This window comes from Brevibacterium sp. BRM-1 (assembly GCF_026802075.1).
Taxonomy (GTDB): domain Bacteria; phylum Actinomycetota; class Actinomycetes; order Actinomycetales; family Brevibacteriaceae; genus Brevibacterium; species Brevibacterium rongguiense.
Genome location: NZ_CP113788.1, coordinates 1,568,350 through 1,593,464 on the forward strand (window position 1 = coordinate 1,568,350; position 25,115 = coordinate 1,593,464).

23 protein-coding genes are annotated in these 25,115 nt (G+C 74.2%); 7 read left to right on the top strand and 16 right to left on the bottom strand.

Annotated features, from left to right (window positions below):
• Positions 1–139 precede the first annotated feature (139 nt).
• From BRM1_RS06940 to BRM1_RS06950, 3 genes are all read left to right on the top strand, one after another.
• Positions 140–2,107, top strand: a complete 1,968-nt coding sequence (locus BRM1_RS06940; protein WP_268529616.1) for an alpha/beta fold hydrolase — start codon at positions 140–142, stop codon at positions 2,105–2,107.
• A 278-nt stretch (positions 2,108–2,385) separates the two neighbouring features.
• Positions 2,386–3,174 (top strand): hypothetical protein, encoded by a 789-nt coding sequence (locus tag BRM1_RS06945; protein WP_268529618.1) that lies wholly within the window; start codon positions 2,386–2,388, stop codon positions 3,172–3,174.
• Between the two features lies 1 nt (position 3,175).
• Positions 3,176–3,790, top strand: coding sequence for a hypothetical protein (locus BRM1_RS06950; RefSeq protein WP_268529620.1), 615 nt, complete (start codon positions 3,176–3,178; stop codon positions 3,788–3,790).
• Here BRM1_RS06950 and BRM1_RS06955 read toward each other — a convergent pair.
• Positions 3,771–4,820, bottom strand: coding sequence for an o-succinylbenzoate synthase (locus tag BRM1_RS06955; RefSeq protein WP_268529766.1), 1,050 nt, complete (start codon positions 4,818–4,820; stop codon positions 3,771–3,773). The genes BRM1_RS06950 and BRM1_RS06955 overlap by 20 nt on opposite strands.
• 316 nt (positions 4,821–5,136) lie before the next feature.
• On the opposite strand from BRM1_RS06955, the gene BRM1_RS06960 reads away from it, so the two are divergent.
• The 3 genes from BRM1_RS06960 to BRM1_RS06970 all read left to right on the top strand — a co-directional run bounded on the left by BRM1_RS06960 (position 5,137) and on the right by BRM1_RS06970 (position 8,678).
• Positions 5,137–6,078 (top strand): 1,4-dihydroxy-2-naphthoyl-CoA synthase, encoded by a 942-nt coding sequence (locus BRM1_RS06960; RefSeq protein WP_268529622.1) that lies wholly within the window; start codon positions 5,137–5,139, stop codon positions 6,076–6,078.
• Positions 6,079–6,300: 222 nt separating this feature from the next.
• Entirely contained in the window at positions 6,301–7,581 is a 1,281-nt protein-coding gene (locus BRM1_RS06965) for an AMP-binding protein (protein ID WP_268529624.1), read from the top strand.
• 161 nt (positions 7,582–7,742) lie between these two features.
• A complete protein-coding gene (locus BRM1_RS06970; RefSeq protein ID WP_268529626.1) occupies positions 7,743–8,678 on the top strand; it encodes a 1,4-dihydroxy-2-naphthoate polyprenyltransferase in 936 nt (311 codons plus the stop codon).
• A gap of 273 nt (positions 8,679–8,951) precedes the next feature.
• Here BRM1_RS06970 and BRM1_RS06975 read toward each other — a convergent pair whose 3' ends face one another.
• Complete coding sequence (locus tag BRM1_RS06975) at positions 8,952–9,428, bottom strand: DUF4229 domain-containing protein (RefSeq protein ID WP_268529628.1); 477 nt, start codon at positions 9,426–9,428, stop codon at positions 8,952–8,954.
• A gap of 78 nt (positions 9,429–9,506) precedes the next feature.
• Between BRM1_RS06975 and BRM1_RS06980 the strand changes: the two genes are divergently transcribed.
• On the top strand, positions 9,507–9,827 hold the full coding sequence (locus BRM1_RS06980; RefSeq protein ID WP_160953334.1) for a PLD nuclease N-terminal domain-containing protein: 321 nt from the start codon (positions 9,507–9,509) through the stop codon (positions 9,825–9,827).
• A 134-nt stretch (positions 9,828–9,961) separates the two neighbouring features.
• Here BRM1_RS06980 and ccsB read toward each other — a convergent pair whose 3' ends face one another.
• From ccsB to BRM1_RS07050, 14 genes are all read right to left on the bottom strand, one after another.
• Positions 9,962–11,128, bottom strand: coding sequence for a c-type cytochrome biogenesis protein CcsB (gene ccsB / locus BRM1_RS06985; RefSeq protein ID WP_268529631.1), 1,167 nt, complete (start codon positions 11,126–11,128; stop codon positions 9,962–9,964).
• A gap of 53 nt (positions 11,129–11,181) precedes the next feature.
• On the bottom strand, positions 11,182–13,059 hold the full coding sequence (gene resB / locus BRM1_RS06990; protein WP_268529633.1) for a cytochrome c biogenesis protein ResB: 1,878 nt from the start codon (positions 13,057–13,059) through the stop codon (positions 11,182–11,184).
• Positions 13,060–13,839 (bottom strand): cytochrome c biogenesis CcdA family protein, encoded by a 780-nt coding sequence (locus tag BRM1_RS06995; protein WP_268529767.1) that lies wholly within the window; start codon positions 13,837–13,839, stop codon positions 13,060–13,062.
• Entirely contained in the window at positions 13,836–14,429 is a 594-nt protein-coding gene (locus tag BRM1_RS07000; protein ID WP_235936393.1) for a TlpA family protein disulfide reductase, read from the bottom strand. The genes BRM1_RS06995 and BRM1_RS07000 overlap by 4 nt, the downstream gene beginning before the upstream one ends.
• Positions 14,426–15,100 carry a histidine phosphatase family protein gene (locus BRM1_RS07005; RefSeq protein ID WP_268529635.1) on the bottom strand — a complete coding sequence of 225 codons (675 nt, stop codon included), beginning with the start codon at positions 15,098–15,100 and terminating at the stop codon, positions 14,426–14,428. The genes BRM1_RS07000 and BRM1_RS07005 overlap by 4 nt, the downstream gene beginning before the upstream one ends.
• Entirely contained in the window at positions 15,097–16,500 is a 1,404-nt protein-coding gene (gene hemL / locus BRM1_RS07010; protein ID WP_268529637.1) for a glutamate-1-semialdehyde 2,1-aminomutase, read from the bottom strand. Before hemL ends, BRM1_RS07005 begins: the two co-directional genes overlap by 4 nt.
• A gap of 19 nt (positions 16,501–16,519) precedes the next feature.
• Positions 16,520–16,981 (bottom strand): MarR family winged helix-turn-helix transcriptional regulator, encoded by a 462-nt coding sequence (locus BRM1_RS07015; protein WP_268529639.1) that lies wholly within the window; start codon positions 16,979–16,981, stop codon positions 16,520–16,522.
• Positions 16,978–17,976 (bottom strand): porphobilinogen synthase, encoded by a 999-nt coding sequence (hemB, locus tag BRM1_RS07020; protein WP_268529641.1) that lies wholly within the window; start codon positions 17,974–17,976, stop codon positions 16,978–16,980. The genes BRM1_RS07015 and hemB overlap by 4 nt, the downstream gene beginning before the upstream one ends.
• Before the next feature lies 1 nt (position 17,977).
• Positions 17,978–19,642, bottom strand: coding sequence for a uroporphyrinogen-III synthase (locus tag BRM1_RS07025; protein WP_268529643.1), 1,665 nt, complete (start codon positions 19,640–19,642; stop codon positions 17,978–17,980).
• Entirely contained in the window at positions 19,639–22,143 is a 2,505-nt protein-coding gene (gene hemA / locus BRM1_RS07030; protein ID WP_268529668.1) for a glutamyl-tRNA reductase, read from the bottom strand. Before hemA ends, BRM1_RS07025 begins: the two co-directional genes overlap by 4 nt.
• The gene (locus tag BRM1_RS07035; RefSeq protein ID WP_268524778.1) at positions 22,140–22,976 is read right to left on the bottom strand and encodes a redox-sensing transcriptional repressor Rex; all 837 of its coding nucleotides are present in this window, start codon (positions 22,974–22,976) and stop codon (positions 22,140–22,142) included. Before BRM1_RS07035 ends, hemA begins: the two co-directional genes overlap by 4 nt.
• 285 nt (positions 22,977–23,261) lie before the next feature.
• Positions 23,262–23,558 carry a glutaredoxin family protein gene (locus tag BRM1_RS07040; RefSeq protein ID WP_268524780.1) on the bottom strand — a complete coding sequence of 99 codons (297 nt, stop codon included), beginning with the start codon at positions 23,556–23,558 and terminating at the stop codon, positions 23,262–23,264.
• A gap of 117 nt (positions 23,559–23,675) precedes the next feature.
• The gene (locus BRM1_RS07045; protein ID WP_003792170.1) at positions 23,676–23,774 is read right to left on the bottom strand and encodes a 30S ribosomal protein bS22; all 99 of its coding nucleotides are present in this window, start codon (positions 23,772–23,774) and stop codon (positions 23,676–23,678) included.
• Between the two features lie 135 nt (positions 23,775–23,909).
• The gene (locus BRM1_RS07050) at positions 23,910–25,112 is read right to left on the bottom strand and encodes an acetoin utilization protein AcuC (RefSeq protein ID WP_268524783.1); all 1,203 of its coding nucleotides are present in this window, start codon (positions 25,110–25,112) and stop codon (positions 23,910–23,912) included.
• Between the last annotated feature and the right edge of the window lie 3 nt (positions 25,113–25,115).

Consider the following 25,115-nt stretch of genomic DNA (forward strand, 5'->3'; position numbering starts at 1 on the left):
CTGCGCGGGGGTAAGCGCAGTGAGCGCGGGCGAGCGCGAAGAGGCACGGGCCTGTTCACCTTCGCGCCGTATAGTCGCAGTCCGCCGGCCATGCGCCGGCGGTTCGCCGTTCACCGCGCCCACCGCCCGAGGCCCCGCCATGTCCCTGCGCTCTCCCGCCTCCGCACCGTTGCCCACCGCCCTGAACTGGGGCGATGTCGTCGTGCCCGCGGACGCCGAGGCGCCGGCCGGTGTTGGCCCGACTGCAGCGCCGGCCCGGGCTTCGCTGGCCCAGCGGGCCGCCCTGGGGCTCGGCGCGCGCGCCGTGCGCGCCCACACCTCGGCCCGCCGCCGTGCCGGTGCCTACCCGGCGCGCAGCGAGACGCTTGCGCCCCTGGGCGCCGAGCCCACCGGGCCGGCCGCCCGCCGGATCCACGTGCGGGAGAAGCGGAAGCTCTCGGACCGGCTGCGGGAGCTCTTCGTCTACTCCCCCGCCCTGGGCCGCACGGTGGGGGTGCGGGTGCTGCTGCCCGGCGTGCCCAGCGAGCAGGCCCCCGCGCTCTACCTGTTCCACGGCGGCGGGGACGACTTCCGCTCGTGGACCGACCTGGGCAACGCGGAGGCGCTGACGGCGCACTCGCCCCACCTCGTCGTCATGCCGGACGCGGGCGCGGCCTCCTACTCGCGCCATGCGCTCGACGACGGCTCGATCCTCGATTGGCCCGCATTCCACACCATCGAGCTTCCCGCGCTCATCGCCGAGCTCCACTCCGTGCGGGCCGGGCCCCGCGGCCGCCTGCTGGCCGGACTGTCGATGGGCGGGTACGGGGCCATGAAGTACGCCGCGTGGGCGCCCGGCTCCTGCCGGGCCGCGGCCGCATTCTCCTCGCCGCTCGACCCGCTGGCCGCCCCGCCGCTCTTCCATATCGTGGCGCTGCGCGAGGGCGCACGCGCGCACTCGCTGTTCGGGCCCGTGCGGACCTCGCGGCAGCGCTGGGAGGACAATTCCCCGCTGGCGCTCGCGGCGGGACTGCGCGGGACGGACCTGTGGTTCACCGCGGGTTCCGGCCTGCCGGACCCGGACGACCCCGCTGCGGCCGCGGGCCCGGACCGCCTCGAGGCCGCCGTGAGCGCCCTGGGCGAGCGGTTCCACGCGCGGCTGGACGAACTGCGCATCGACCATGCCTGGCATCCGCGGCCGGCCGGTGCGCACTCCTGGCACGCGTGGCAGCGCGAGCTGCACCGCTGGTTGGGCCACCTCGCCGAGCTCGAGCGGTCCGACCGCCCCGGCCGGTTCGACGACCATCACAGGGGTGGCGAGCCCGACCGGTTCGGCGACCTCGGCCGGCTCGCTCCCGATGACGATGGCGGCCTCGTCCAGCTTGCTCCCGGCTCCGGCGATGAACTCGGCTCCCTGAGCGCCCCGGGTCGTGGTGACAGCTCCGACTGCGGTGACGGCCTCCCTCGCGGTTCGGGCCTCGCTCGTGGTGACGGCCCCGAACGTGGCGACGGCATCGGCCGCGGTGCGGGGACCGGATGCGCCACCGGCCGCTGGGGCACCGGGGACCGGGCCGGTGCCACCGGAAGGCCCGCGGAGCCGAGCGCCGACGGTGCCGCTCTCACAGGGGCGGCAGTTCCGGCTGCGGGCTGCTCCGAGCCGGCCCCGGCCCGTGTGCCGCGCGCCCCGCTCGCAACTGCCGCCGGCCTCACATCCCCGCCCGGGCAAGGGGCAGGCACAGCGGGTGAGCGCACCACGGTGCGCACCGCAGAACCGGTGTTCGCCTCCGACGGGTGGTACGTCTCGCTCTCACGGCGGCGGGGCCAGGAGACCGTGTTCACGGCGGGACGGGACGGATTCGCACTCACCGGGGCGGGCACGTTCCGCGTCCGCACGCCCGCCCTCTACCGGCCGGGGGCGCTGTACCTCTGCGAGGTGGCCTCACCGCTGGGAAGCAGCGCGTTCTCCGTGCGCGCGGACGCACACGGGCGCCTCGACCTCACGGGCCGCCTGGGTGCGGCCCTCCACGATCCCATCGTCCCGGGCCCGCGGACGCGCCACTTCCGCACGTGGGGCCAGGAGGCGCTGACGCAGGTGCGGATCGTCGCCGCGCCGACTGCGCTCGCCTGAGGGCTCGCGCCCTCCCGGACCGGTGACCCGGGTGCCCGAGTCACCTCGCCCGCGGGCCGCCTCGTCCGCGGGCCGCCTCGTCCACGGGCCGTCATCCCGTGTGCCTGCCCGCCGGACACGCAGCGCGAAGGCCCGCCGCGGCGCGGCGATTGCCCGCTCGCCGGGCGGGTCCACGGCCACGGCCGCGTGCTAGCGTCGGCGGTACCGACACGGTCGGCCCCTGCGACGAAGGCAGCAGCATGCGCACCCCCGCCCAGCATCCGCCACACACCCACCCGATGCCCACGGCCGCCCCGGGCGCTGCGCGCACCGGGCGGAGCCCGCGGCGCAGCGCTCTGCCCGCCCTGGCCCTCGTCGCCTCACTCGCCCTCGCGGGCTGCACCCCGGCCGGTGACCACGGATCGGATCCCGACGATGCACAGGGCGGTGCGACCTCGGCGCCGACGGCCGGCACGGCGAGCGCGCAGGGCGAGGGCACCTCGGCGCCGGAGACGCAGGGCCCACAGGAAAAGGTCGACCGCTCGGCGCTCGAGGCCGCGGTGCGCAAGGCGAAGGCGGGCGGCAAGGCGTTCGCGCCCATGTCCGAGGAGACGAAGGCGCAGCTCGAGGCCATGCTCGATCAGCTGGAGAAGGCGAAGTCGACCCCTGCGGACTGTAAGGGCCTCGCGCAGGAGGTGCTGGCCACCAACGCCCCCGAGGAGGATGCGGTGGCGGGACTCACCGAGGACAGCGACCACTCGCTGGCCGTCGTGTCCTACGACTCCCCCGGCCAGGCGCGCGGAGCCTACGACACCGTGGACCGGGCACTCGACCGCTGCGCCTCCTTCACCTTGGACATCGGCGGTCGCACGTCGCCCTTCACGGTCGAGGCGCGCGACGTCGCGGTCGACGGTTCGCAGGCCGCGCGGGCCGCCGTCATCACCGGGGACCTCTCCGGCGAGCAGACGAAGACGGCAGCCGTCTGGGCGGTGAGCGGAACGGCGCTGGTGAGCGCGGAGAACCTCAGCGCGGACGATCCGCAGCCGGCTGCCGAGGCCGCCGCGTCCCTGTTCGCGGCACTGGACTGACATGACCCGTCTCCCCGCGCGCTATGTCCTGCGCCCACTGCACCGCGCCGCGTGGTGGCTGGTGCCGGGCCTCGTCATCACCGGGGTCCTCGGTGTCATCAACGCCGTCGAGTCGTTCGCGGGCGGGCCCGGTTCCGGCGGGTGGCATGCGGCACTGGACCCCGGTGCGCTGCTGTTCGCCGCCCAGCTGGGGATGGCCGCGTTCGCGCCCGGTGCGGTCGTCGAGGCGGTGACGACCCGCGCGGGAGTGCGAGCGCCCCTCCGACTCGCAGCGTTCGCTGCGCTGCTCGTGGGCGGCGGCTTGGCACTGCACGGGCTCACGCTGCTCATCGACATGGACCTGTGGGGTCTGAACGTGGCGATCTACGAGTATGAGGTCGTGCCCGTCACGCTGGTGGGCGCAGTCGTGTCCATCGCCACGGCCGCGCGGGCCGAGGTCCTGGCCGCGCGGGCCGCGGGCAGCTCGGGGCGCACGGCGGGCAACCTTGCGCGCGCGGTCGGCAGCCCTGCGCGCACGGCGGGCGACCCGCGGCGCACGCGCATAGTGCACGATGCCTCGACACCGGGGGCGCCAGGGGCGCCAGGGGAACGCGACCTCAGCGCACCGCGCGGCTAGTCCCCGGCCCCGAGTGGTCGGCAAACTCACCGCGCTCCACTCGCCCGCGCAGATGCTCCCAGCACGCCTCGAGCCTGCGGACCCACCACGCGGTGCGCACGGGGCCCGCATCCAGCTCGGCCAGCAGCTTCGCGTCCGGTTCGACTCGGCCCACCGGCAGCTCGCCGCCCACCGCGCGCAGCGGCGGCTGGGCGACGTCGCGCTCGAACAGTGCGCTCGTGCCCAGGCCTGCGGCAACCGGGGGCAGGCTCGCGGCCAGCGCGGCCCCAGCGGCCAGACCCACGGACGTCTCGAGCGCCGAGGACACCGTGGCGGGCAGGCCTGCCTGCTCCACGATGGACAGCGCGCGGTGCACCCCGCCCAGCGGCTGCGCCTTGACGATGATGTGATCGGCCGCGCCCAGCCTGGCGACGGTGAGCGGGTCCTCGGCCTTGCGGATCGATTCGTCGGCGGCGATCCGCAGCCCCAGGCGCTCCGCCTGCGCCCAGGCGCGCAGGTCGGCGAGCTCGCGCACGTCCATGACCGGCTGCTCGATGTAGTCGCACGCCTCGGCGAAACCCGGCAGCCGCGCGAAGCGGGCGAGCGCGGTGCGGGCCTGTGCGGGCCCGTAGCGGCCGTTGGCATCGAGGCGCACCCGCATGCCGGGGGCGGCCGCGCGCACCGCGGCGATGCGGGCGAGGTCCTCCTCGAGGCCCGCGCCGCCCGCATCGTCGGCACCGCCCGCCGCGCCCGTGTCGGCGATCTTGATCTTCACGCAGTGCGCCCCGTCGTAGCGGGCGAGCACCTCCGCCACCCGCTCTGCCGGGACCGCCGGCAAGGTGGCGTTGACGGCCACCGCGGGGCGCCTCGGCGGCGGGAACGGGCCCGTGGCCGCCTCGATGGCCGCGGCCAGCCAGGTGGACGCCTCCGGCACGGCGTACTCGGCGAACGGGGAGAACTCCGCCCAGCCGGCGGGCCCGCGCAGCAGCAGCGCCTCGCGCACGGTGATGCCGCGGAACCGGGCGACCATGGGCAGGGAGACGGCGCACATCCGGTCGAAGAGGTCGGCGGGCTCACCGGCGAGCACCTGCGCCAGCCCACCGCCGAGGCGCTCCTCGGGCCGGCGCTCCCCGGGCCGGGACTGCCCCGGCCCGGGGGCCCGAGGTTCGCGCCCCGCGGCCTGGCCGGTCTCGGACTGGCGCACACCGGCCCGGGTCGCCTCGGGTCCACGATCCGCGGTCGTGTGCGTGCCGGGCGCGGGGGCCCGCGCTGGAAGCGGTGGAAGCGGTGCGGTGCCGCCGGTGTCGTCGCGCATGCCCCCAGCGTAGGCGGCGCCCGGCCGGGCCGCGCACTATCCTTGGAACCCTATGAGCCCAACCGATTCCGCCCCGGCGCCCGTGTCCCAGACCTTCGACCCCGCGAAGTGGCGCGAGGTGCCCGGCTTCGACTTCACGGACATCACCTACCACCGCGCCATCGACGCCCAGGGGGCCGACGTGGGCTGCGTGCGCATCGCATTCGACCGGCCCGAGGTGCGCAACGCGTTCCGCCCGCACACGGTGGACGAGCTCTACCGCGCCCTCGACCACGCCCGCCAGACCCCCACCGTGGGCGCGGTGCTGCTGACGGGCAACGGCCCCTCCCCCCGGGACGGCGGCTGGGCGTTCTGCTCCGGCGGCGATCAGCGCATCCGCGGGCGCTCGGGCTACCAGTACGCGGACGGCGAGACCGCGGAGTCGGTCGATCCCGCGCGCGCCGGCCGGCTGCACATCCTGGAGGTCCAGCGCCTCATCCGCACGATACCCAAGATCGTCATCGCGGTCGTCCCGGGCTGGGCGGCCGGCGGCGGCCACAGCCTGCACGTCGTGTGCGACCTCACGATCGCCAGCCGCGAGCACGCCCGCTTCAAGCAGACGGATGCGGACGTGGGCTCCTACGACGCGGGCTACGGCTCCGCCTACCTGGCCAAGCAGGTGGGCCAGAAGCGGGCGCGGGAGATCTTCTTCCTGGGCCGGGCCTACTCCGCGCAGGAGATGGCGGACATGGGCGCGGTCAACGAGGTCGCCGACCACGCAGAGCTCGAGGACGCCGCGCTCACGATGGCCCACGAGATCCTGGGCAAGTCGCCCAATGCGCAGCGGATGCTGAAGTTCGCGTTCAACCTCGCCGACGACGGCCTCATGGGCCAGCAGGTGTTCGCGGGCGAGGCCACCCGCCTGGGCTACATGACCGACGAGGCCGTCGAGGGCCGCGATGCCTTCCTGGGCAAGCGGGAGCCCGACTGGTCGCCGTTCCCGTGGTACTACTGACCCCGCGGTACCGCTGAGCGGCCGGCACCACTGGGCCGCTGGTACCCCTGAGCCGCCAGTGCTCGTGAGCCCTTGAGCACTCCTGAGAACCTGGTACTCCTGACCTCCTGGTACTCGTGAGCCCCTAGGGCTCCTGAACCGCCGGCTCCGCCGACCACCCCACCCCGAGCGAGGACCGCCCTGCACACTCCCGTCGAACTCTCCGAGCTGCTGCGCCGCGCCATGGCCGGCCGGCACACCGTCGTCCTGCCCGCGCGCAGCGGGGAAAGTGCCTCCGTCGTCGAACCGAGCGCGTTCGACCCCGCCGGCACGGGGCGCGGCGCGCCTGCCCTCGTCGTCCACACCTCGGGCTCCACGGGGGCGCCCAAGGGTGTGGCGCTGAGCGCGGACGCCCTGCGCGCCTCGGCGGAGGCGACGGCGTCATACCTGGGCGGGCACGGCCGCTGGTACCTGGCCCTGCCGCCCAACCACATCGCCGGCGCGCAGGTGCTGCTGCGCTCGCAGCTGGCGGGCACGACCCCGTTCGTGGCGCAGGGCCGCTTCAGCGCGCAGGGCTTCGCGCAGGAGGTGCGCGACCTCCGCACGGCCGCGCTCCACTCGGCCGCCGAGCCGCTCTACACCTCCCTCGTGCCCACGCAGCTCGTGCGGATCATGCGCGATCCGGCCGCCGTGCGCGCCGCGGCGGCTTTCGACGCGATCCTGCTGGGCGGAGCCGCGCTGTCCCCAGCGCTGCTGGCCCGCGCCGCGGATGCCGGGCTGCGCATCGTGCGCACCTACGGCATGAGCGAGACCGGCGGCGGGTGCGTCTACGACGGCGTGCCGTTCGACGGCGTGCGCGTGGCCATCACCGCTCACTCGCGCATCGAGCTGGCGGGCCCGGTGCTCGCCGATGGCTACATCGCCCACGATCCGAGCGCCGGAACCCTGCGGGCGCTGCCGGACGAGGGCACGGGCTTCTCCGGTGCGGGCACTGCACGCGCCTTCCTCACGAGCGACCTGGGCCGCCTGGCGGGGGGCGTGCTCAGCGTGCTCGGCCGGGCCGACGACGTCATCATCACCGGCGGTGAAAACGTCTCGCCGCTCGCCGTCGAGCACGCCCTGCTCGCGCTGCTGGAACCGCACGGGGTCGCCGAGGTGCTCGTCACCTCGGTGCCCGACGAGGAGTGGGGCGAGCGCTTGGTCGCGCTCGTCACGGCCGAGGCGGGTGAGTTCTCCGCGGCCCGGGGCGCGGACCCGCAGCGCCAGGCCGGGCGCGTGCGCGAGCTGGCGGCGAAGACGCTGCTGCAGAACGGCGGGCCGAGCGCACCGCGCAGCGCGCCGCCCGCGGCCGCGGCCGTCCCCGCCGCCGAGCGGCCCGCTCTCGCACCCCATGAGCGCCCCATGGCGGTCATCACCGTGGGGGCCCTGCCGACCACCGGCATCGGCAAGCCCGACCGACGGGCCGCCCGAGCGCTCGCGGCCCGCAGGCTCTCCGGCTCCGGGGGCAGCGTGGGCGCCCGCTGAGCGAACCGGACGAACTCGCAGCCCATCGGCGCGCCGAGTACGATGGGGTGGCCGATCGTGCGTTCGATATGAGCGCGGGCCGGCACGGCAGCGCACCGCCCGGGGCACCTCGGGCGCGGATGGCGCACACACACGGATGAGCGAAAGGGCGGCGAGCGCGCATGGCGACAGCGGCGCAGTGGATCGAGGGCGCGCGGCTGCGCACCCTCCCCCTGGCCATCGCCCCGGTCCTCATCGGCACCGGCGCGGCGCTGGGCAGCATCGGCGGCCTGTCCTCGCTCATCATCGGCTCCGTCGACGACGGTCAGCCCCACGGCGTGCACCTGCCCTCGCTCTTCCTCCGGGCGCTCCTCGCCCTGGTCGTCTCACTGGGGCTGCAGATCGGCTCGAACTACGCCAACGACTACTCCGATGGCATCCGCGGGACCGATGACGAGCGCGTGGGGCCGCTGCGTCTGACCGCCACCGGTGCCGCCCCGCCGCATGCCGTCAAGCGCGCCGCATTCGCAAGCTTCGCGGTGGCCGGGCTGGCCGGCGTGCTGCTGACCATCGTGTCGCACTCGTGGTGGCTCATCCCCGTGGGCGTCCTCGCGGTGCTCGCGGCCTGGTACTACACGGGCGGCAAGCACCCCTATGGCTACATCGCGCTGGGCGAGGTGTTCGTCTTCGTCTTCTTCGGCCTCGTCGCGACACTGGGCAGCGCGTACTCCATGGTCCACCGGCTCTCCCCGTCCGCCTGGGCGGGGGCGGTGGCGATCGGGCTGTTCGCCTGCGCCGTGCTCATGGTCAACAACCTGCGCGACATCCCCTCGGACTCGCAGGTGGGCAAGACCACGCTCGCGGTGCTCCTGGGCGACGACCACGCCCGCGCCGTCTACGCCCTCCTCGTCTTTGCACCCTACGTGCTGCTCATCGTCCCGATCCTCACCGGCCAGCCCGCCGCGCTGCTCGCGGTGCTCTCCCTGGTGCTCATCGTCTCCCCGCTCAAGACGGTGCTGGGCAATGCTGAGGGCACGGCGCTCATCCCCACGATCAAGCACACGGGGCTCGCCGCGCTCACGTACTCGGCGCTGCTGGCACTGGGCCTCTCGCTCTGACGGCCGCCCGCCGGGCCCGCCGCTGCGGCGGGGCGGTTGGCGCGGGGGCTCGGCGCCGGGTAGCGGTCAGCGCGGCACGGGGTGCCGGGCGCGGCGCCTCCGCGGGGTGGCGGGCGCGCGGCTGAAAGGTCATTCCTGTGCGGTCCCCTGCCCCACCCGGTGCCGAACGGTCAATCCTGTTCGCTCTGGCGCACCGGAACCGTACGAAATCGACCGCTCACCGGCCCGCAGATCGCTGCGTGCTGCGGTGATGCAGCAGCGGGGACGCGCCGGTCAGGGCTCGGCGCGGTGGTCCGAGGCGGGCGGAGCCTCCGCTGTGTCCGGCTCGGCGGCGTCTGCTGGCTCCACGGGCTGAGCGGCATCGAGGGCCTCATCCTCGGCGGACTCATCGGCGCCGCGGCGGCGCGGGCCTGTAGCGGCTGCGCGCAGCTGGTCGTCGACGGTTCGCTCACCCTCACGCCGGGCGTCCGCTTGCTGGGCGTCCACTTGCCGTGCGTCGGCAGGACGAGCGTCGGCCGGCTGGGCACCGGGCGCGCTGGCCGCGGAGGCCTTTGCCAGCCGGCGGCGCTTGGCCATCGCATCCGTGGCCCGGCGTCGCAGGCCGGCCAGCAGGAGATAGCTGAGCATGGCGGCGATGAGCACGGCCGCCACGAGCGAGAAGACGGACGGGCCGAGTGCCCACACGACGACGACGAGCGTGACGGCGAGCAAGCCCAGGCGGGCGAGGGAGTACAGAACGAATTCGCGCATGACGGCCACGATTCTAGTCGCGGCGGCTGAGCGCCCGCCCCACGTGGACCGCGCGCTGAGTGCACTATCCTGGGCGGCATGTCTCGCATCCTCATCGCCGTTGTCGTGCTCTACGCGGCGATCGCCATCTACAGCGTCTTCGACTGCGCGCTGCGCGAGCGGGACCTCATCAAGATCATGCCGAAGGCCGCGTGGCTGGCCGTCATCGTGTTCGTGCCCGTCATCGGCATCGTGCTGTGGTACCTGTTCGGCCGCACGAGCTTTCCCCAGCGCCGCCCGTCAGGTCCCGCGGCCCCGGACGACGACCCGGAATACCTCGATCGCATCGCCCAGAGCGTCCGCGACGAGCAGGATCGCCGCCGGCGGATGCGCGAGCGCGGCGAAGATCCGGACGCCTGAGCGCTCGCCCACCAGCCGCAGCCGAATCCCCCGAGCGCCCCACCAGAACAGCACCGCCCCACCACAACAGCACCGCGCCACCCGAACCCAGGCACTCAGCCGTGCGGCGGCGAAGCAGCCCGCCTTTCAACCGCTCAGCTGCTCAGCCCCGAGTACGCGTGCAGGCCGTTGAAGAAGACGTTGACGATCGTGAAGTTGAAGATCACGCAGAGGAAGCCCACGAGGTTGAGCACCGCGACCTTCGTGGGGCTCCAGCCGCGCGTGGCCCGCGAGTGCAGGTACGCCGCGTAGACGACCCACACGACGAAGGTCCAGATCTCCTTCGAGTCCCAGCCCCAGTAGCGGCCCCAGGCCACCTCGGCCCAGATGGCCCCGGCGATGAGCGTGAACGTCCACGTGATGAAGCCCACCGCGGCGATCCGGTAGGAGGCCTTCTCGATGTCGTCGCTGGCGGGCAGCCGGTCCATGAAGCGCAGGAGGCACGGCGACTTCGCCTCGCGCCAGGCGCGCAGCATCTGGAACACCGCGAGCGCCGCGGACACGGAGAGCAGCGCGGTGGAGAGGATCGCGATCGGTACGTGGATGTAGATCCAGTAGTTCTGCAGGGCGGGGACGAGCTGCGCGGCCGGCGTGTAGAACACGGTGATGCTCAGGCCCAGCGCCAGGAGCACGGCCCCGGTGACGAATGTGCCCAGGTAGCGCACGTCCTTGACGCGGACCGTGACGAGGTAGACGATGCACGCGATTGCCGAGGCCGTCATCGCGTATTCCATCATGTTGCCCCACGGGACGCGCATGACGGACAGGCAGCGCGTGACGATGGCGGCGATGTGCAGGAGCAGCGCCAGCACGGTCAGGGCGGTGCCCACGCGGGCCAGGCGGCGGATCCCGCCCGAGGCGCCGCGCACCGATGCGCCCGCACCCGGCCCGTCCGCACCCGCACCCGCGCTGGGGCCATCCGCGTCCGCGGCCTCGGCCGGCTTGCTCGAGCCCGCTCGCGCCTGGCCGCCGTCAGCGTCCGCCTCGTCCTCCGCGTCGAGCACGGCCACCTGCTCGTGGCGCGAGGTCCGGTGCACGGAGCTCTTCGCCGAGGCGCGCCCCGCGCGACCCTGCGCGCGCGACCCGGCGCGCGAGCGGGCCCCGGCCCGCGCCTCGGCCGCGGTGCGGCGGGCAGCGGCGTCAGCGGTGCGCTGGCGGCCGAAGAGGTCGAACGCGTACACGAGGAACGCGATCGCGTAGACGGCCATGGCCGAGTACACGAGCAGGTTCGACCAGGCGGCCAGGGTGACGTTGACGTCCATGTACTCGGTTCCTCTGCAGCAGCATTTTCCGGGGAGCGCGGCTGAGCGACTCCTCAGTCCCGCAAGTCTACGGCAAGGTCCGCGGCCGCCGCCTGGACGCGGGGGTCCTCACCGCGGGCCAGCGCGGCCACCTTGACCCGGCCGTCCTTCACGCGCACCCACATGCGCCGGCGCGGCACGAACAGGGACAGGCCCAGGCCGGCCACGAGCAGCACGGAGAAGACGAGCATGAAGCCCTGCGTGGGGTCGTGGCGGACGTCGAGCGAGACGTACTTGTCGATCCGGTCGAGGGTGATGGAGCCCAGCCCATCGGGCAGCTGGGCGGTCTTGCCGGGGCTCATCTCGAGGCGCAGCGGCTGCCCGTCGGCGCCGGCGATGGGCTCCATCTCCGAGGTGTCGAGGTCGTAGACGGACTGCGCCTGCCCGGAGTCGAGGCCCAGGTTGCCCTTGTAGGCGGTCATGACGAGGTAGGGCCGCTCAAGGCCGGCGAACGTGGAGATGAGCTCGTTGTCCTTGTTCAGCCCGGCGGTGGGCAGCAGTACCGCGCCGAAGCCCAGCTGCTCCTTGCCGGCATCGGGGACCTTGATGACGCCGCGCGAGGTGTAGTTGCCGTCTTCGGGGAGGAAGACGACGGGCCCGGAGAATGTCACCTGGCCCTTGGCGTTGCGGGTCGTGACGACCGGCGCGTAGCCGTTGCCGGTGAGGTAGACGCGCGTGCCGTTGATGCGGATGGGCTCGTTGACGCGCAGCTCGTGCTGGGTGGAGGCCCCGTTCGAGGTCTCCGTGACCTTGGCGAGGAAGCTGCGCGGCTGGCCGAACTGGCTGCCCTGGGCCTGGGTGTCGAAGGTGGCGTCGAACGAGTCCAGCTTGAGCCGGAAGTCCGGCATCCGGTCCGAGTCGTAGTACGAGCCCGGTTCGAAGGAGTCGTAGGAGACGAGCGAGTTGGTGAACGTGTCGCCCTCGACGAGGACGCGCTGGCCCGAGTAGCCGAAGAGGGAGCCCGCGGCCATCGTGATGACGAGGGCGAGCAGGGAGATGTGGAAGACGAGGTTGCCGGTCTCGCGCAGGTAGCCGCGCTCGGCGGCCACGTGGTCCTCGGCCAGGGCCGTGCGGTAGCCGGCCCTCTTCAGCCGCTTCTGGGCCTGGAGCAGCAGCGCCTGGGGCGCCTGGCCCTCCGGCAGCGCGAACTCCTGATAGCCGGGCATCCTGCCCAGCCTGCGCGGCGCCTTGGGCGGCTTGGCGCGCATCGCTTTCCAGTGCTGCGCGGAGCGGGGCACCACGCAGCCCACCAGGGAGATCATGAGGAGGATGTAGACGGCGGAGAACCAGAACGAGGAGTAGACGTCGAAGAGCTGGAGCCGGTCGAGGACCTGGCCGAGCTGCCCGTTGTCCTGGATGTACGTCGTCACCCGGCCTGGGTCCTGGATGCGCTGGGGCAGGAGCGAGCCGGGAATGGCCGCGAGCGCCAGGATGAGCAGCAGGATGAGGGCCGCGCGCATGGTCGTCAGCTGCCGCCAGGCCCAGCGGGCCATGCCCAGCACGCCGAGGTTCGCCGGAGCTGCCGGGCCCGAGGCGCCCGCCGGCCTCCCGGCCTTTCCGGCGCTGGGTCCCCGGCCGGATCCCGTCGTGGCGGCCTCGGGCTCCTGACCGGCCTTCGTCCCGCCGGGCGTGGCCGCCCTGGCCTTCGTCCTGCCGGGCTGCGCGCGACTGCCGGCCTTCGCCTGGCTGCCCGCCTTCGCCGATCCGGACGTTGCCGGACCCTCGGCGGCTTCGCTCCCCGCCGCTGCTCCGTTCCTGCGCTTCGCCACCTGCTCGGGCTGCTCCTCTTGCGTCGTGGGCCGCTGCTCGCCAGCTGCGGGCCGTTCCCTGCTCGGTACGGGCCCGCCCGCGTCATCGTGCGCGGGCCGGCCTGCGTGATCGTGCTCGGCCACTCAGATCACCGTCTCGAATCCGCCCACGGCGTTCTGCACGCCGCTCATCCACGCCGTCCACAGCCCGCTGATGAGGACGAGGCCCACCGCCACGAGCATCGCGCCGCCGGCCAGCTGGATCCCGCGCTGGTGCTCGCGCACCCAGCGCAGGCGGCCCATGCCCTTGTGCACGAGCACCGCGACGATGAGGAAGGGCACGCCCAGGCCCAGGCAGTAGGCGAACGTGAGCAGCGCTCCGCGGGCACTCGCCCCCTCCGCTCCGAAGCCGGTGGACAGAGCGAGCACGGCGGCGAGCGTGGGGCCGATGCACGGCGCCCAGCCGAGTGCGAACGTCGCGCCCAGCAGCGGCGCGCCCCAGAGCCCCGCGCGGGGGCGCGCATGCACTCGCCGCTCCCGCTGCAGGCCGCGCAGCCCGCCCATGAAGACGATGCCCGCGATGACGACGAACACGCCCATGATGCGGATCGCGATGTCCGTCCAATTGCCCAGCAGCGCCCCCAGCGAGGAGAACACGGTGCCCAGGCAGACGAAGACGACGGCGAAGCCCAGCACGAAGAGGCTGACGCCCAGCACCACCGTCGAGGTCCTGCGGTCCTTCGCGTGCGCCCCGGTCAGCCCGGTCACGTAACCCACGTAGCCGGGCACGAGCGGCAGCACGCACGGGGAGAGGAACGAGACGAGCCCGGCCAGCGCGGAGACGCCGAGCGCCGCGAGGAGCGGCCCGCTCAGCGCGGTCTGCGCGAACGTGTGTCCGAGTCCGCCTGCGAGCACGCCGGTCAGCCCTGCAGCGCGTCGTCGATGACGCCGGTCAGCGTCGAGGACTCCACGCGGCCCACGATGCGCGCGGCCGCCCGGCCCTGGGCATCGAGCACGACGGTGGACGGGGTGGCCTGCGGCGGCAGGATCGCCGACAGCAGGGAGACCATCCGGCCGTCCGCGTCGAGCATGACGGGGTACTTGATGGCGAACGTGTCGATGAACGCCTGGGCGGCGGCCTTCTGGTCCCGGACATTGACGCCCAGGAACTCCGCGCGCCCCTTGTACTTCTGGGCCACCTTCACGAGCTCGGGGGCCTCGCGGCGGCACGGCGGGCACGCGGCGTACCAGAGGTTGATGACGACGGCGCGGGGGCGCCACTGCTTGAGGTCGGCCCGCTTGCCGTCGAGCAGGGTGAAGGCGAGGTCGAGGGGCTCCTTGCGCTCACCGGGCGCGATCTGCGTGACGACGCCGTCGCCGGAAACGTAGCCCTGCCCCGAGCCCGCCTGCTTGGCCAGCTGGTCGTTGTCCGTGCTGCAGCCGCTCAGGCCCAGCAGGCCCGCACCGGCCCCCAGCGCGCCGAGCGCGCCCAGCGCGCCGCGGCGGTCCATCATGCCCCCACCCCCGCCCGGGCGGGCTGGAGGTCTGCGCACACGTCCCGGTAGTCCACGCCCACCAGTGTGCCCCCGTCGTATGTGAGGGTCGTGACAGAGCCCAGCGCGCACTCGCGGGCGCGGGGATCGTGCCACAGGCGCCGGCCCTCGGCGAAGCGGCGGGCCATCCAGATGGGCAGCTGGTGGGACACGATGATCCCGTCCGCGGACTCCAGGCCCTCGGCGGCCGCGGCATCCTCGAGGCGCCGGCGCAGGCTCGCGATGGCCGCGGTCATCCGCAGCGCCTGCGCGCGGTAGGCCTCGCCCCACGAGGGGCGCAGCGGGTTGTAGACCATCGCCAGGCTCGCCGGCTCGAGCAGCGTGCGGCGGTCGACCCACATTCCCTCGAAGCCGTTGCCGGCCTCGATGACGCGCTCGTCGACGACGGGCTCGAGGTCCAGCGCGGCGGCGGTGGGCGCGATCGTCTCCGCGGTGCGCTGCAGCGGGGAGCGCACGAGCCCGCGGATCGCAGCGCCGCCCGTCTCCTGGGCCGCCGCGTAGTGCTCGCCGAGGCGCTGGGCCATGCGGCCGCCGCGCTCGGAGAGGCCGTAGCCGGGCAGTCGGCCGTAGAGGATTCCCTCGGGGTTGTCGACCTCCCCGTGGCGGGTGAGGTGGACGCGGGTGCGGGTCATGCGCCGGCCCCCGTTCGGGTCCCGGCGGCGGCCGCGGCCGCGCGGGCCGCCTGCGGCAGCGCGGCGATGATCCGGTCGATGACCTCCGGGGTGTGGGCCAGGGAGAGGAACCACACCTCGAACGCGCTGGGCGGCAGGTGGACGCCCTGGTCGAGCATCGCGGTGAAGAACGCGGCGTAGGCGGCGCTGTCCTGGCTGCGCGCGTCCTCGTAGTCGCGGACCTCGCGGTCGGTGAAGAAGACGGAGAACATCGAGTTCGCGCTCTGGATCGTGTGCGCCACGCCCTCGCGCTCGAGCGCCTCGGCGATGGCCGGGCGCAGCGCGTCTGCGGCGGTTTCGAGGTGGGAGTAGACGTCGAGCTCCGTGGTCAGGCGCAGCGTCTCGAGGCCCGCCGCGGTGGCAACGGGATTGCCCGCCAGCGTGCCCGCCTGGTAGACCGGCCCGGCCGGCGCCAGGTGGCCCATGACCTCGGCCCTGCCGCCGAACGCGGCCGCCGGGAAGCCGCCGCCCATGACCTTGCCGAACGTGAAGAGGTCGGCGGGGCCGTCGGGATAGCCCTCGCGCTCGGACTCCCAGCCGTACCAGCCGGCCGGGCCCACGCGGAAGCCGGTCATGACCTCGTCGGAGATCATGAGCGCACCATGGGCCCGGGTCAGGCGCCGGATGAGCTGGGTGAAGCCCTCGCGCGGCGGCACGATGCCCATGTTGCCGGGGCACGCCTCCGTGATGACGCAGGCGATCGAGTCGCCGTGCTCGGCGAACGCCTCCTCGAGGGCCTGGGCGTCGTTGTAGGGCAGCACGATTGTGTCCGCGGCGTCGGCGCCGGTCACGCCGGGCGTATCCGGCAGCGCGAACGTCGCCAGGCCGGAGCCGGCCGCCACGAGCAGCGAGTCGACGTGGCCGTGGTAGCAGCCGGCGAACTTCACGACGCGCGAGCGGCCGGTGCAGCCGCGGGCCAGGCGGATGGCCGACATCGTCGCCTCCGTGCCGGAGGACACGAGGCGCACCTCGTCCACGGGCTCGATGCGCTCGACGATGGCCTCGGCCAGCCGCACCTCGTTCTCACTCGGGGTGCCGAACGAGAAGCCCCGCGCGGCCGCCTCCTGGACGGCGGCGAGGACCTGGGGGTGGGCGTGGCCCAGGATCATGGGGCCCCAGGAGCCGATGAGGTCGACGTATTCGCGGCCGTCGGCATCGGTGAGCAGGGCGCCCTGCGCGCGCTCGATGAACCGCGGCGTGCCGCCCACCGCGCCGAACGCGCGCACGGGCGAGTTCACACCGCCGGGGATGACCCGCTGGGCGCGGGCGAACAGCTCCCGGGACCGGGCGGTGGGGTCGGCCTGGGCGGCCGAGCCGGCGGCGTGCGGTGCGGTGTCCTGGGGTGCGGTGTCCTGGGGCATGTGTCTCCTTTCGCGGGGCTCAGCGCTGCCCGCGCATGTGCTTCGCCACGGCGCCCATGGCGCGGGCGAGCGCCTGGGTGTCCTCGGCGTCGATGAGGTCGATGAGGTTCTCGCGCACGTCCTCGACGTGGTACGGGGCGGCGGCCTTGAGCAGCTCCCAGCCGGCCTCGGTCATGGAGCACAGCACGCCGCGCCCGTCCTCCGCGGTGGCCGTGCGCTCGAGGAGGCCGCGGCGCTCCATCCGGCCGACCACGTGGGTCAGCCGGGAGCGCGACATCACTGTGCCGTTGGCGAGCTCCGCCATCCGCATCGAGTGGTCGGGGCGCTCGGAGAGGCGCACGAGGACCTCGTACTCCCCCATCCCGAGCCCGAAGCGGGTGCGCAGCCCGCGCTCGAGCTCCGCGCTCAGCAGCGAGAAGCCCTCGAGCAGGCTGCGCCACGCGCGCTGCTGCCCGTCGTCGAGCCAGCGCGGCTCGCTCACGCCGTCTCCCGCAGCCACCCGGCCGCCTCGGTGGCCCAGTAGGTGAGCACGGCGTCCGCGCCGGCGCGCTTGAAGCCCATGAGCGACTCGAGGATCGCGGCGCGGCGGTCGATCGCGCCGGCCCGGGCGGCGAACTCGATCATCGCGTACTCCCCGGAGATCTGGTAGGACCACACCGGCACGGGGCTGGCCGCTGCGACCTCTGCGAGCACGTCGAGGTAGGGCATGCCCGGCTTGACCATGACGATGTCGGCGCCCTCGGCGAGGTCGAGGTCGAGCTCGCGCAGCGCCTCGCGGCCATTGGCCGGATCCTGCTGGTAGGTGCGCCGGTCGCCCGTCAGCTGCGAGTCGACGGCCTCCCGGAAGGGCCCGTAGAAGGCGGAGGAGTACTTCGCCGTGTAGTCCATGACGACGGTGTCGAGGAGTCCCGCCTCGTCGAGGCCCGTGCGCACGGCGGCCACCTGGCCGTCCATCATGCCCGACAGGCCCAGCACCTGCGCCCCGGCGCGCGCCTGGGCGAGCGCCATGGACACGTAGCGGTCCAGGGTGGCGTCGTTGTCGACGCCGCCGTCGGCTGCGAGCACGCCGCAGTGGCCGTGCGAGGTGAATTCGTCGAGGCACAGGTCGGCCATGACGACGAGGCGCTCGCCCACGGCGTCCCGCACGGCCGCGATGGCCCGGTTGAGGATGCCGCCCGGGTCATCGGCGGCCGAGCCGGTCGCATCGCGGTGGGCCGGGATCCCGAAGAGCATGACGCCGCCCACCCCGGCATCGGCGGCGCGCTGCGCGGCGGCAACGAGCGAGTCGAGGCTGTGCTGGCTCACGCCGGGCATCGTCGCGAGTTCGACGGGGGCCTCGAGGCCCTCCTTGACGAACATGGGCTCGATGAGCTCGGCGGGGCTCAGGCGGTGCTCCGCGACGAGGCGGCGCAGGGCGGGGGTGCGGCGGAGGCGGCGGGGGCGGATGGCTCCCGGAGCCAGCGAGTAGTCGGGCATGTCAGCTCCTCCTGGAACGGCTGCGCCTCTTCTGCGAGGGGCGCAGCGGGGCGAGACCCGCGGCGAGGTCTTCGTCGCGCATCCGCCGGGCGTCGGCGACGAGGGCATCGATGAGGGCGCCCACGTTCGCCTCGGGTGCGGTCACGTCCACGCGCAGGCCGTGGTCGCGCGCGGTCTGCGCCGTGGCCGGGCCGATGCACGCGACGACCGTGGTGGGGTGCGGCTTGCCCGCGATCCCCACGAGGTTGCGCACGGTCGACGACGAGGTGAAGAGCACCGCGTCAAACTCGCCGCCCTTGATGGCGTCGCGCACCGGAGCGGGCGGCGGGGCCGCACGCACCGTACGGTACGCCGTCACGTCGTCGACCTGCCAGCCGCGCTCGGTGAGACCCGTCACAAGCACCTCGGTGGCGATGTCGGCGCGCGGCAGGAGGACGCGGTTGAAGCCGCCCTCGTCGTCGAACTCGGGCCAGATCGCGGCGAGCCCGCGGGCGGACTGCTCGGCGGTGGGCACGAGGTCGGGGTCGATGCCCCACTCGCCCAGCGCCTCGGCGGTCTTGCCGCCCACGGCCGCCACCTTGACGCCGGCCAGGCTGCGGGTGTCGAGGCCCAGGTTCGCCAGCCGCATGCGCACGGCGCGCACGGCGTTGACGGAGGTGAAGCCCACCCACTGGTAGTCGCCGTCGACGAGCGCCCGGATCGCCTTGTCCATCTGCTGCGGGGTGCGCGGGGGCTGGATCGCGATCGTCGGCACGACGGTGCCCACGGCGCCGAACTCGGCGAGCACCTCGGAGGTGTCCGCGCCCTGCTCCTTGGTGCGCGGGATGAGCACCTGCCAGCCGAACAGCGGGCGCGATTCGAACCAGGACAGCTCGGAGCGGGCGGCGATGCCCTGGCCCAGGAGCACGGTGAGGTGCTCGTCGGCGATCTCCTCGGCGATCCGGTCCGGGGCAGCGCCCAGCGCCGTCTCGATGGTGAGCTGGCTGATCGTGGAGACGTTGGCCGCGATGAGCGCGGGAGTCTGCGGGTCCCAGCCGTCGGCGAGCAGCGCGCGGATGCCGGCGGTCATCTCCTGGGGCGAGCCCATGAGCACGTGGCCCGTGTTGCGGTGCTTGGAGACGTCGACGTGGCTCTGCTCGCCGGCCTCGACGAAGCGCACCGAGCGCACCCGGTTCGTCGTCAGGGGCGTGCCCGTGTAGGCGGAGACGGCGGCGCTGAGCCCGATGCCGGGCACGATCTCGAACGGCACGTCGCCGCGGTGGACGGCGGCGGCCTCATCGGTCGTCGTGGAGAACAGCACGCCGTCGTAGGGCACGAGCCGCACGACGACGCCCTCCTCCTGGGCCAGCGCCGCGAGCCGGCGCCCGCGGGTGGTCGCCGAGGTGCCGAGCTCCGCGGCGTCGATGCGCCGGGCCGCCGTCGGCAGGTAGGCGTCGAGGATGTCGTCGTGGATGCGCTCGTCGTGGACGACGACGCCGGCGGCCGCGAGCAGGTCCGCGCCGCGCATCGTCATGAGCCCCGGGTCGCCGGGTCCGGCGCCGAGGAAGTACACGTGGGGGCTCTCGCGCAGCGGCGCCTGGGCATGCGCGGGGTCGCCCGCGGCGGGCGCGCCCTCCACCCGGGTCCCGGGATCCGCGGGGGCGGTGTCCTTCGTCTCGTCGCTCATCGGCTCACGCCCCTCGCAGTCTCCACATGGGTTCGGGGCGCGTTGGCCCCCGGCGCCGAGGTGCCGGGCACCTCGCCGAGTGCGCCGAGCAGCTCGTCGGCGCTGAGGTAGCCCAGCTCGCGGGCGCTGCGCCGGTTGTCCGCGGCGGCCCCGGCATCGGCGCTGCCCACGCTGGCGGCGAGGCGGGCGAACCGGCTGACCTGCTGGAGGCGGCCCTCGTCGTCGGCCATGACCGCCGTGAGGGTGAGCGCCTCGCCGTCGAGCTCGGCGAGCGCGCCGATGGGCGCCGAGCAGCCCGCCTCGGCGCGCGAGAGCACGGCGCGCTCGCTGAGCACGCACAGGGCGGCGGCCTCGTCGTGGAGGCCGGCCAGCGCCTCGCGCAGCTCGGCGTCCGTCGCGGCGATGTCCGCGTCCGCGGCGCGGCACTCCACGGCCAGGGCGCCCTGTCCGGGCGCGGGCAGCATGACGGAGGTGGCGAGCACATCGGTGACCTCGCTCAGCCGCCCGAGCCTGCGCACCCCGGCCGCGGCGAGGACGACGCCGTCCAGCCGGCCCTCGGTGACGTGGCGGATGCGGGTGTCGACGTTGCCGCGCACGCCGCGTACCTCGATGTCCGGGCGCGCCGCGCGCAGCTGGGCCGCGCGGCGCGGTGAGCCGGTGCCCACCACGGAGCCGGCGGGCAGCTCGGCCAGGGTCAGCCCGTCGCGGGCGATAAGGACGTCGGAGGGGTCGACGCGCGGGGGCACGGCGGCCAGGTCGATGCCCGCGGCCGGGGCCGTCGGCAGGTCCTTGAGCGAGTGCACGGCGATGTCGACCTTGCCCGTGAGCAGCGCCGTGCGCACGGCGGAGACGAACACGCCGGTGCCGCCCAGCGCGGCGAGCGGGGTCATGTTGATGTCGCCCTCGGTGACGACCTCGCAGATCTCGACCCGCCAGCCCGTCTGGGCGGCGAGCTGCTGGGCCAGGGCCGTGGACTGGGCGCGGGCGAGCTGGGACCGGCGCGTGCCGAGCTTGACCGTGCGGCCCGTGTAGTGGGCGGGCTCGACGACGTCGAGGGTGTGGTCGGCCACGGGGGTCAGGCCGTCGGCGGCGACCGGTGACCGCTCGGCCCCGCCGGGGCGCCGCGGGGCTGCGCTCGGGCCGCTGCGGGCCATCGGGGCGGCGCCGGGCCGCTGGAGGTCGGAGATCGTGTCCGCGCGCACGGCGGGCGCCGAGGACAGGTCGAACAGCGTCGTCAGCGCGGCGGCGTAGTCGACGCCCGAGTCCTCGGCGGAGAGCTCCTTGACCCGCACCGTGGGCGTGTGGATGATCTTGTCCGCGGTGCGCCGCAGGCTCTTGCGGATCTCCTTGAGCACCGCCGCGTCGGCGCGCTCGCCCAGCTTGTTGGCCACGCGCTCGAACTCGGCCTCGACGGCGGCCGCCGCCTGCTCGCGCAGCGCCGCGACGGTGGGGCTGATCCGGTTGGCAGCGCGGCGCTGGGCGTCGGCGTCCATGGCCTCGCGGATGAGTCCGCGCACCTCGGCGATGACCGCGATGACGTCGGACCCGGCCTCCTGGCTGGCGTCGGCGAACATCCGCGAGAGGTCCTCGAGGCCCAGCAGACGGATGTGCGGCAGGTCCGCGACATCGGGGGCGATGTCGTGGGGCAGGGCCAGGTCGATGAGGAACGTGTTCTGCCGCGGCTTGGCCTTGGCCTGCAGGGCCGCGATGACGCGGTCGCGGTCGAGGACCGTGCCGCGCGCGCCCGTGACGGAGATGACGACGTCGGCGGCCGCCACCTCGGCGATGAGGGACTGCTCGTCGAACTCGACGGCGCGCCCGCCCACGGAGTCGGCCAGCCGCTGCGCCTTGACGAGCGTGCGGTTGAGGATGGTGATCGAGGCGGTGCCGGCGCGCGCGAGGGTCGCGGCGGCCAGGCCGGACATGGCTCCGGCGCCGATGATGAGCGCATTGGCCTGCGCGATCGGCCCCACGTGGTGGGCCGCGGCGGTCAGGGCGGCGTCGAGCAGCGATTGGGAGACGCTGTCGAGGGGGGTTTCGGCGTGGGCGCGCTTGCCCAGCTCGAGGGCGGCCTCGAGGGCGCGGGTCAGCGGACCGGACAGGGCGCCGGCCTCCCGCGCGGCCGTGTAGGCCCGGCGCAGCTGGCCGAGGATCTGCGCTTCGCCCAGCGCCATCGAGTCCAGGCCCGCGGCGACGGTGAAGAGGTGCTCCTGCGCGCGGTCGTCGAAGTAGACGGTGAGGTACTGGGCGAGTTCGCGCCAGTCCAGGCCGGTGGCGGTGACGAGCGCGCTGCCCATGTCCGCGAGGCCGCCGTGGAACGAGGTGACATCGGCGATGAGCTCGACCCGGTTGCAGGTGGCGAGCGCGGCGCCGCCGCTGACGTACTCCCCGGCGAGCATCCCCGCGCGCAGGGCCGCGATCCCCTCGCGGTCGAGCGCGATGGCGTCGAGCACGGACATCGGGGCGGAACGGTGGTTGATCCCCAGAACGAGCAGGGTCATGGTGTCATCTCCTGGGACCCGGGGTCCGGGTGCCGATGCGGTGCTGTGCCGGACGGCGCCGGCGCGGCGGAGGGAGCGTCCGGCGCCCCGTCGCGGGGGGCGGGGCCGGGCGCGGGTGCTGCGGGGGCGGCGCCCGCGGGTTCAGCGCTCGCGGGCTCAGTGCTTGTGGGGTCGGGGGCGGCGGCTGGGGCGTAGAAGCCCAGCAGCTGCATCTCCGAGGCCAGGTCGATCGAGCGCACGTGGACGTGCTCCGGGGAGCTCACGAGCACGGGTGCGAAGTTGAGCAGGCCGCGCACCCCCGCGGCGGCGCACGCATCCGCGGTGGCCTGGGCGGCCTCGGCGGGCACGGCGAGGACGGCGAGGTCGATGCCGGTCCGGGCGATGACGGCCGCCAGGTCGTCGGGGTGGCGCACCGTGAGCCCGCCCATCGCCGTGCCGATCTTGGCGGGGTCGTCGTCGAACACCGCGGCGATCTCGAAGCCGGCGGGCAGGAAGCCCGGGTAGTGGGCGAGCGCGGTGCCCAGGCGCCCCACGCCGACGATCGCGACGGCCCGGCGGGAGTCCACGTCGAGGAAGCCGCGGATCGCGCGGGTGAGCGCGGTGGAGTCGTAGCCGACGCCGCGGCGGCCCACGGCGGAGACCTGGGAGAGGTCGCGGCGCAGGATCGCGGCGCCCACCTGGCACTTGCCGGCCAGCTCCTCGCTGGACACGGTCGTGCGGCCCTCGGCCACGAGCTCCTCGAGCGCGTGGAGGTAGGCGGGCAGGCGGGAGACGACCGGGGCGGGGACTTCGGGCACGGCGGGGCCGGGCCGCAGCTGTGTTGCGCTGTCCACCGATCTCACTCCTGTCCTCCGTGCGGGCCCGCCGGCGGCGGGTCCGCGGCCGCCCGGCTGCGCGCCGGGCGGGATCGCACCCGCCGCAGCGGGTGCGCATGCGGGTGCTGCCCGCTGCGGGTGCCGAGCGCTGCGCGGGCCCAGCGGGGGGCTCGGTGCCCAGCGGCGCAGCGCCGCAGCGCTGGAGCGCCTCAGCACCTCAGTCGTTCAGCGCCTCGGTCCTCCAGCACCTCAGTCGTCCAGCGCCTCGGCCGTTCAGCGCCCAGTGCTGTGGTGGCCGGCGCCTCAGTGCCCGGCGGTGCCGGGCGGCCCGGGCTGGTCCGGGGCTCCCCGTGCCGCCATCGCGCGGTCGAGCGCGGCGGCCAGGCGCCGCCGGTCGACCCGGTGGAAGCTGTGCTGGCGCCCGCCGATGAGCACGACCGGCACCTCCCAGTCGTAGCGGGCGAGCAGGTCGGGGTCCGCATCGACATCGCGCACCGCGACGGACAGGCCGCGCGCAGCCGCCTCCTGGGCGACGATCGGCGCGGCCTCCGCGCACAGGTGGCAGCCCTCGCGGGTGATGAGGGTCAGCTTGAGGCTCATGCGCACTCCACGGCGCTGCGGACCGGGCCGAGCGCGTGCCGGACGCGGGCACGCCCACGACAGCACGAAACCCCGCCGCCGGTGCGACGGGGGTCGGACACTGCGGCCCTGCGCGCCTTACTTCTTATTGCGGCGCTGGTGACGGGTCTTGCGCAGAAGCTTGCGGTGCTTCTTCTTGGCCATGCGCTTGCGGCGCTTCTTGATGACTGAACCCACAGTGATTCCTTTGCGTCGGAAACTCCCGCGAACACGGGGCTCACGGGCTGAACGTAACCGCTCTATGGTATCGGCCGCGCGGCCTTTTCCCAAACGAGCGTCGGGAGAGATGGGCGACAGGCGGGCGCCGGCGGCTCAGTCGTAGTACGCGTCGAGCCCGAAGAAGGGGAAGATGTTCTTGCGCGTGCTCATCACCGTGCGGTCCAGGTCGGATTCGGGATCGTAGCCGCGCGACCACGGCGCGAAGTCCGCATCGGAGCCGTCGGTCATGCGCACGGGTGCGTCGCGGTCGGTGAGCGCGAGGACGTAGTCGCGCCAGCGCTGGGGCACCTCGGCGGCGGGCTCGATATCGCGGCCCGCGGCGATCGCGACGAGCTGGACCCAGGCGCGCGGGACGACGTCGATGAGCGCATAGCCCCCGCCGCCCACGGCCAGCCACTTGCCGTCGGTGAGCTCCTCGGCGAGTCCGCGGACCCACGTGGCGGCCACGCGCATCGCGTCGACGCTGACCCGCAGGTGGGTGAGGGGGTCGAGGCGGTGGCCGTCGCAGCCGTGCTGGGAGACGATGACCTGCGGATCGAAGCCGCGCAGCACGGGCGGGACCACCGCGTCGATGGCGCGCAGCCAGTCCGCGTCCCCGGTGCGCGGGGGCAGCGAGATGTTGACGGCGCTCGCGGCGGCCTTGAGCCCCCCGATGTCGTTGGCGAAGCCCGTGCCCGGGAACAGGAACCGCCCGTTCTCGTGGGCGGAGACGGTGAGCACGCGCGGATCGTCCCAGAAGAACGACTCCGTGCCATCGCCGTGGTGCGCGTCGAAGTCGATGTAGGCGACCCGCTCGTAGCCCGCGTCGAGGAACTGCTGGACGGCGCCGGCGCAGTCGTTGTACACGCAGAATCCGGCCGCCTTGCCGGGCATCGCGTGGTGCATGCCGCCGGCGAAGCTCACCGCCCGGTCGTAGCGGCCGCCGGCGATCGCGCGCGCGGCCTCGACGCTGGCCTGGAAGATCCGCCCGGAGGCCTCGTGGATCGAGTTGAAGCGCGGCACGTCCTCGGTGCCCACCCCGTAGGCGGCCTGCGTGTGCTCGTCGACCTGGGAGACCCGCCCGGCGTCCTTGACGGCGGCGATGAAGTCCGGCTTGTGCAGCCGGGCGAGCTCCGCCTCGTCCACCTGCGGGATCGCCTCGATCGTGATGTTCGGGGCGTCGAAGAGCCCGAAGTCGGTGGCGAGCTTGGCCGTGAGGTCCAGGCGCAGCGGGTTCATGGGGTGGCTGGGCCCGAAGTTGTACTCGGTCAGCGACTCGTCCCACATGACGAGCACGTCGGTTTCTGCCGCACTCATGCG

Bases quoted from the DNA above. Each gene is read 5' to 3' on its own strand.
- BRM1_RS06940 (WP_268529616.1), top strand. From the start codon at position 140: ATGTCCCTGCGCTCTCCCGCCTCCGCACCGTTGCCCACCGCCCTGAAC.
- BRM1_RS06945 (WP_268529618.1), top strand. From the start codon at position 2,386: ATGCCCACGGCCGCCCCGGGCGCTGCGCGCACCGGGCGGAGCCCGCGG.
- BRM1_RS06950 (WP_268529620.1), top strand. From the start codon at position 3,176: ATGACCCGTCTCCCCGCGCGCTATGTCCTGCGCCCACTGCACCGCGCC.
- BRM1_RS06955 (WP_268529766.1), bottom strand. From the start codon at position 4,820: ATGTGCGCCGTCTCCCTGCCCATGGTCGCCCGGTTCCGCGGCATCACC.
- BRM1_RS06960 (WP_268529622.1), top strand. From the start codon at position 5,137: ATGAGCCCAACCGATTCCGCCCCGGCGCCCGTGTCCCAGACCTTCGAC.
- BRM1_RS06965 (WP_268529624.1), top strand. From the start codon at position 6,301: ATGGCCGGCCGGCACACCGTCGTCCTGCCCGCGCGCAGCGGGGAAAGT.
- BRM1_RS06970 (WP_268529626.1), top strand. From the start codon at position 7,743: ATGGCGACAGCGGCGCAGTGGATCGAGGGCGCGCGGCTGCGCACCCTC.
- BRM1_RS06975 (WP_268529628.1), bottom strand. From the start codon at position 9,428: ATGCGCGAATTCGTTCTGTACTCCCTCGCCCGCCTGGGCTTGCTCGCC.
- BRM1_RS06980 (WP_160953334.1), top strand. From the start codon at position 9,507: ATGTCTCGCATCCTCATCGCCGTTGTCGTGCTCTACGCGGCGATCGCC.
- ccsB (WP_268529631.1), bottom strand. From the start codon at position 11,128: ATGGACGTCAACGTCACCCTGGCCGCCTGGTCGAACCTGCTCGTGTAC.
- BRM1_RS07000 (WP_235936393.1), bottom strand. From the start codon at position 14,429: ATGATGGACCGCCGCGGCGCGCTGGGCGCGCTCGGCGCGCTGGGGGCC.
- BRM1_RS07005 (WP_268529635.1), bottom strand. From the start codon at position 15,100: ATGACCCGCACCCGCGTCCACCTCACCCGCCACGGGGAGGTCGACAAC.
- hemL (WP_268529637.1), bottom strand. From the start codon at position 16,500: ATGCCCCAGGACACCGCACCCCAGGACACCGCACCGCACGCCGCCGGC.
- hemB (WP_268529641.1), bottom strand. From the start codon at position 17,976: ATGCCCGACTACTCGCTGGCTCCGGGAGCCATCCGCCCCCGCCGCCTC.
- BRM1_RS07025 (WP_268529643.1), bottom strand. From the start codon at position 19,642: ATGAGCGACGAGACGAAGGACACCGCCCCCGCGGATCCCGGGACCCGG.
- hemA (WP_268529668.1), bottom strand. From the start codon at position 22,143: ATGACCCTGCTCGTTCTGGGGATCAACCACCGTTCCGCCCCGATGTCC.
- BRM1_RS07040 (WP_268524780.1), bottom strand. From the start codon at position 23,558: ATGAGCCTCAAGCTGACCCTCATCACCCGCGAGGGCTGCCACCTGTGC.
- BRM1_RS07050 (WP_268524783.1), bottom strand. From the start codon at position 25,112: ATGAGTGCGGCAGAAACCGACGTGCTCGTCATGTGGGACGAGTCGCTG.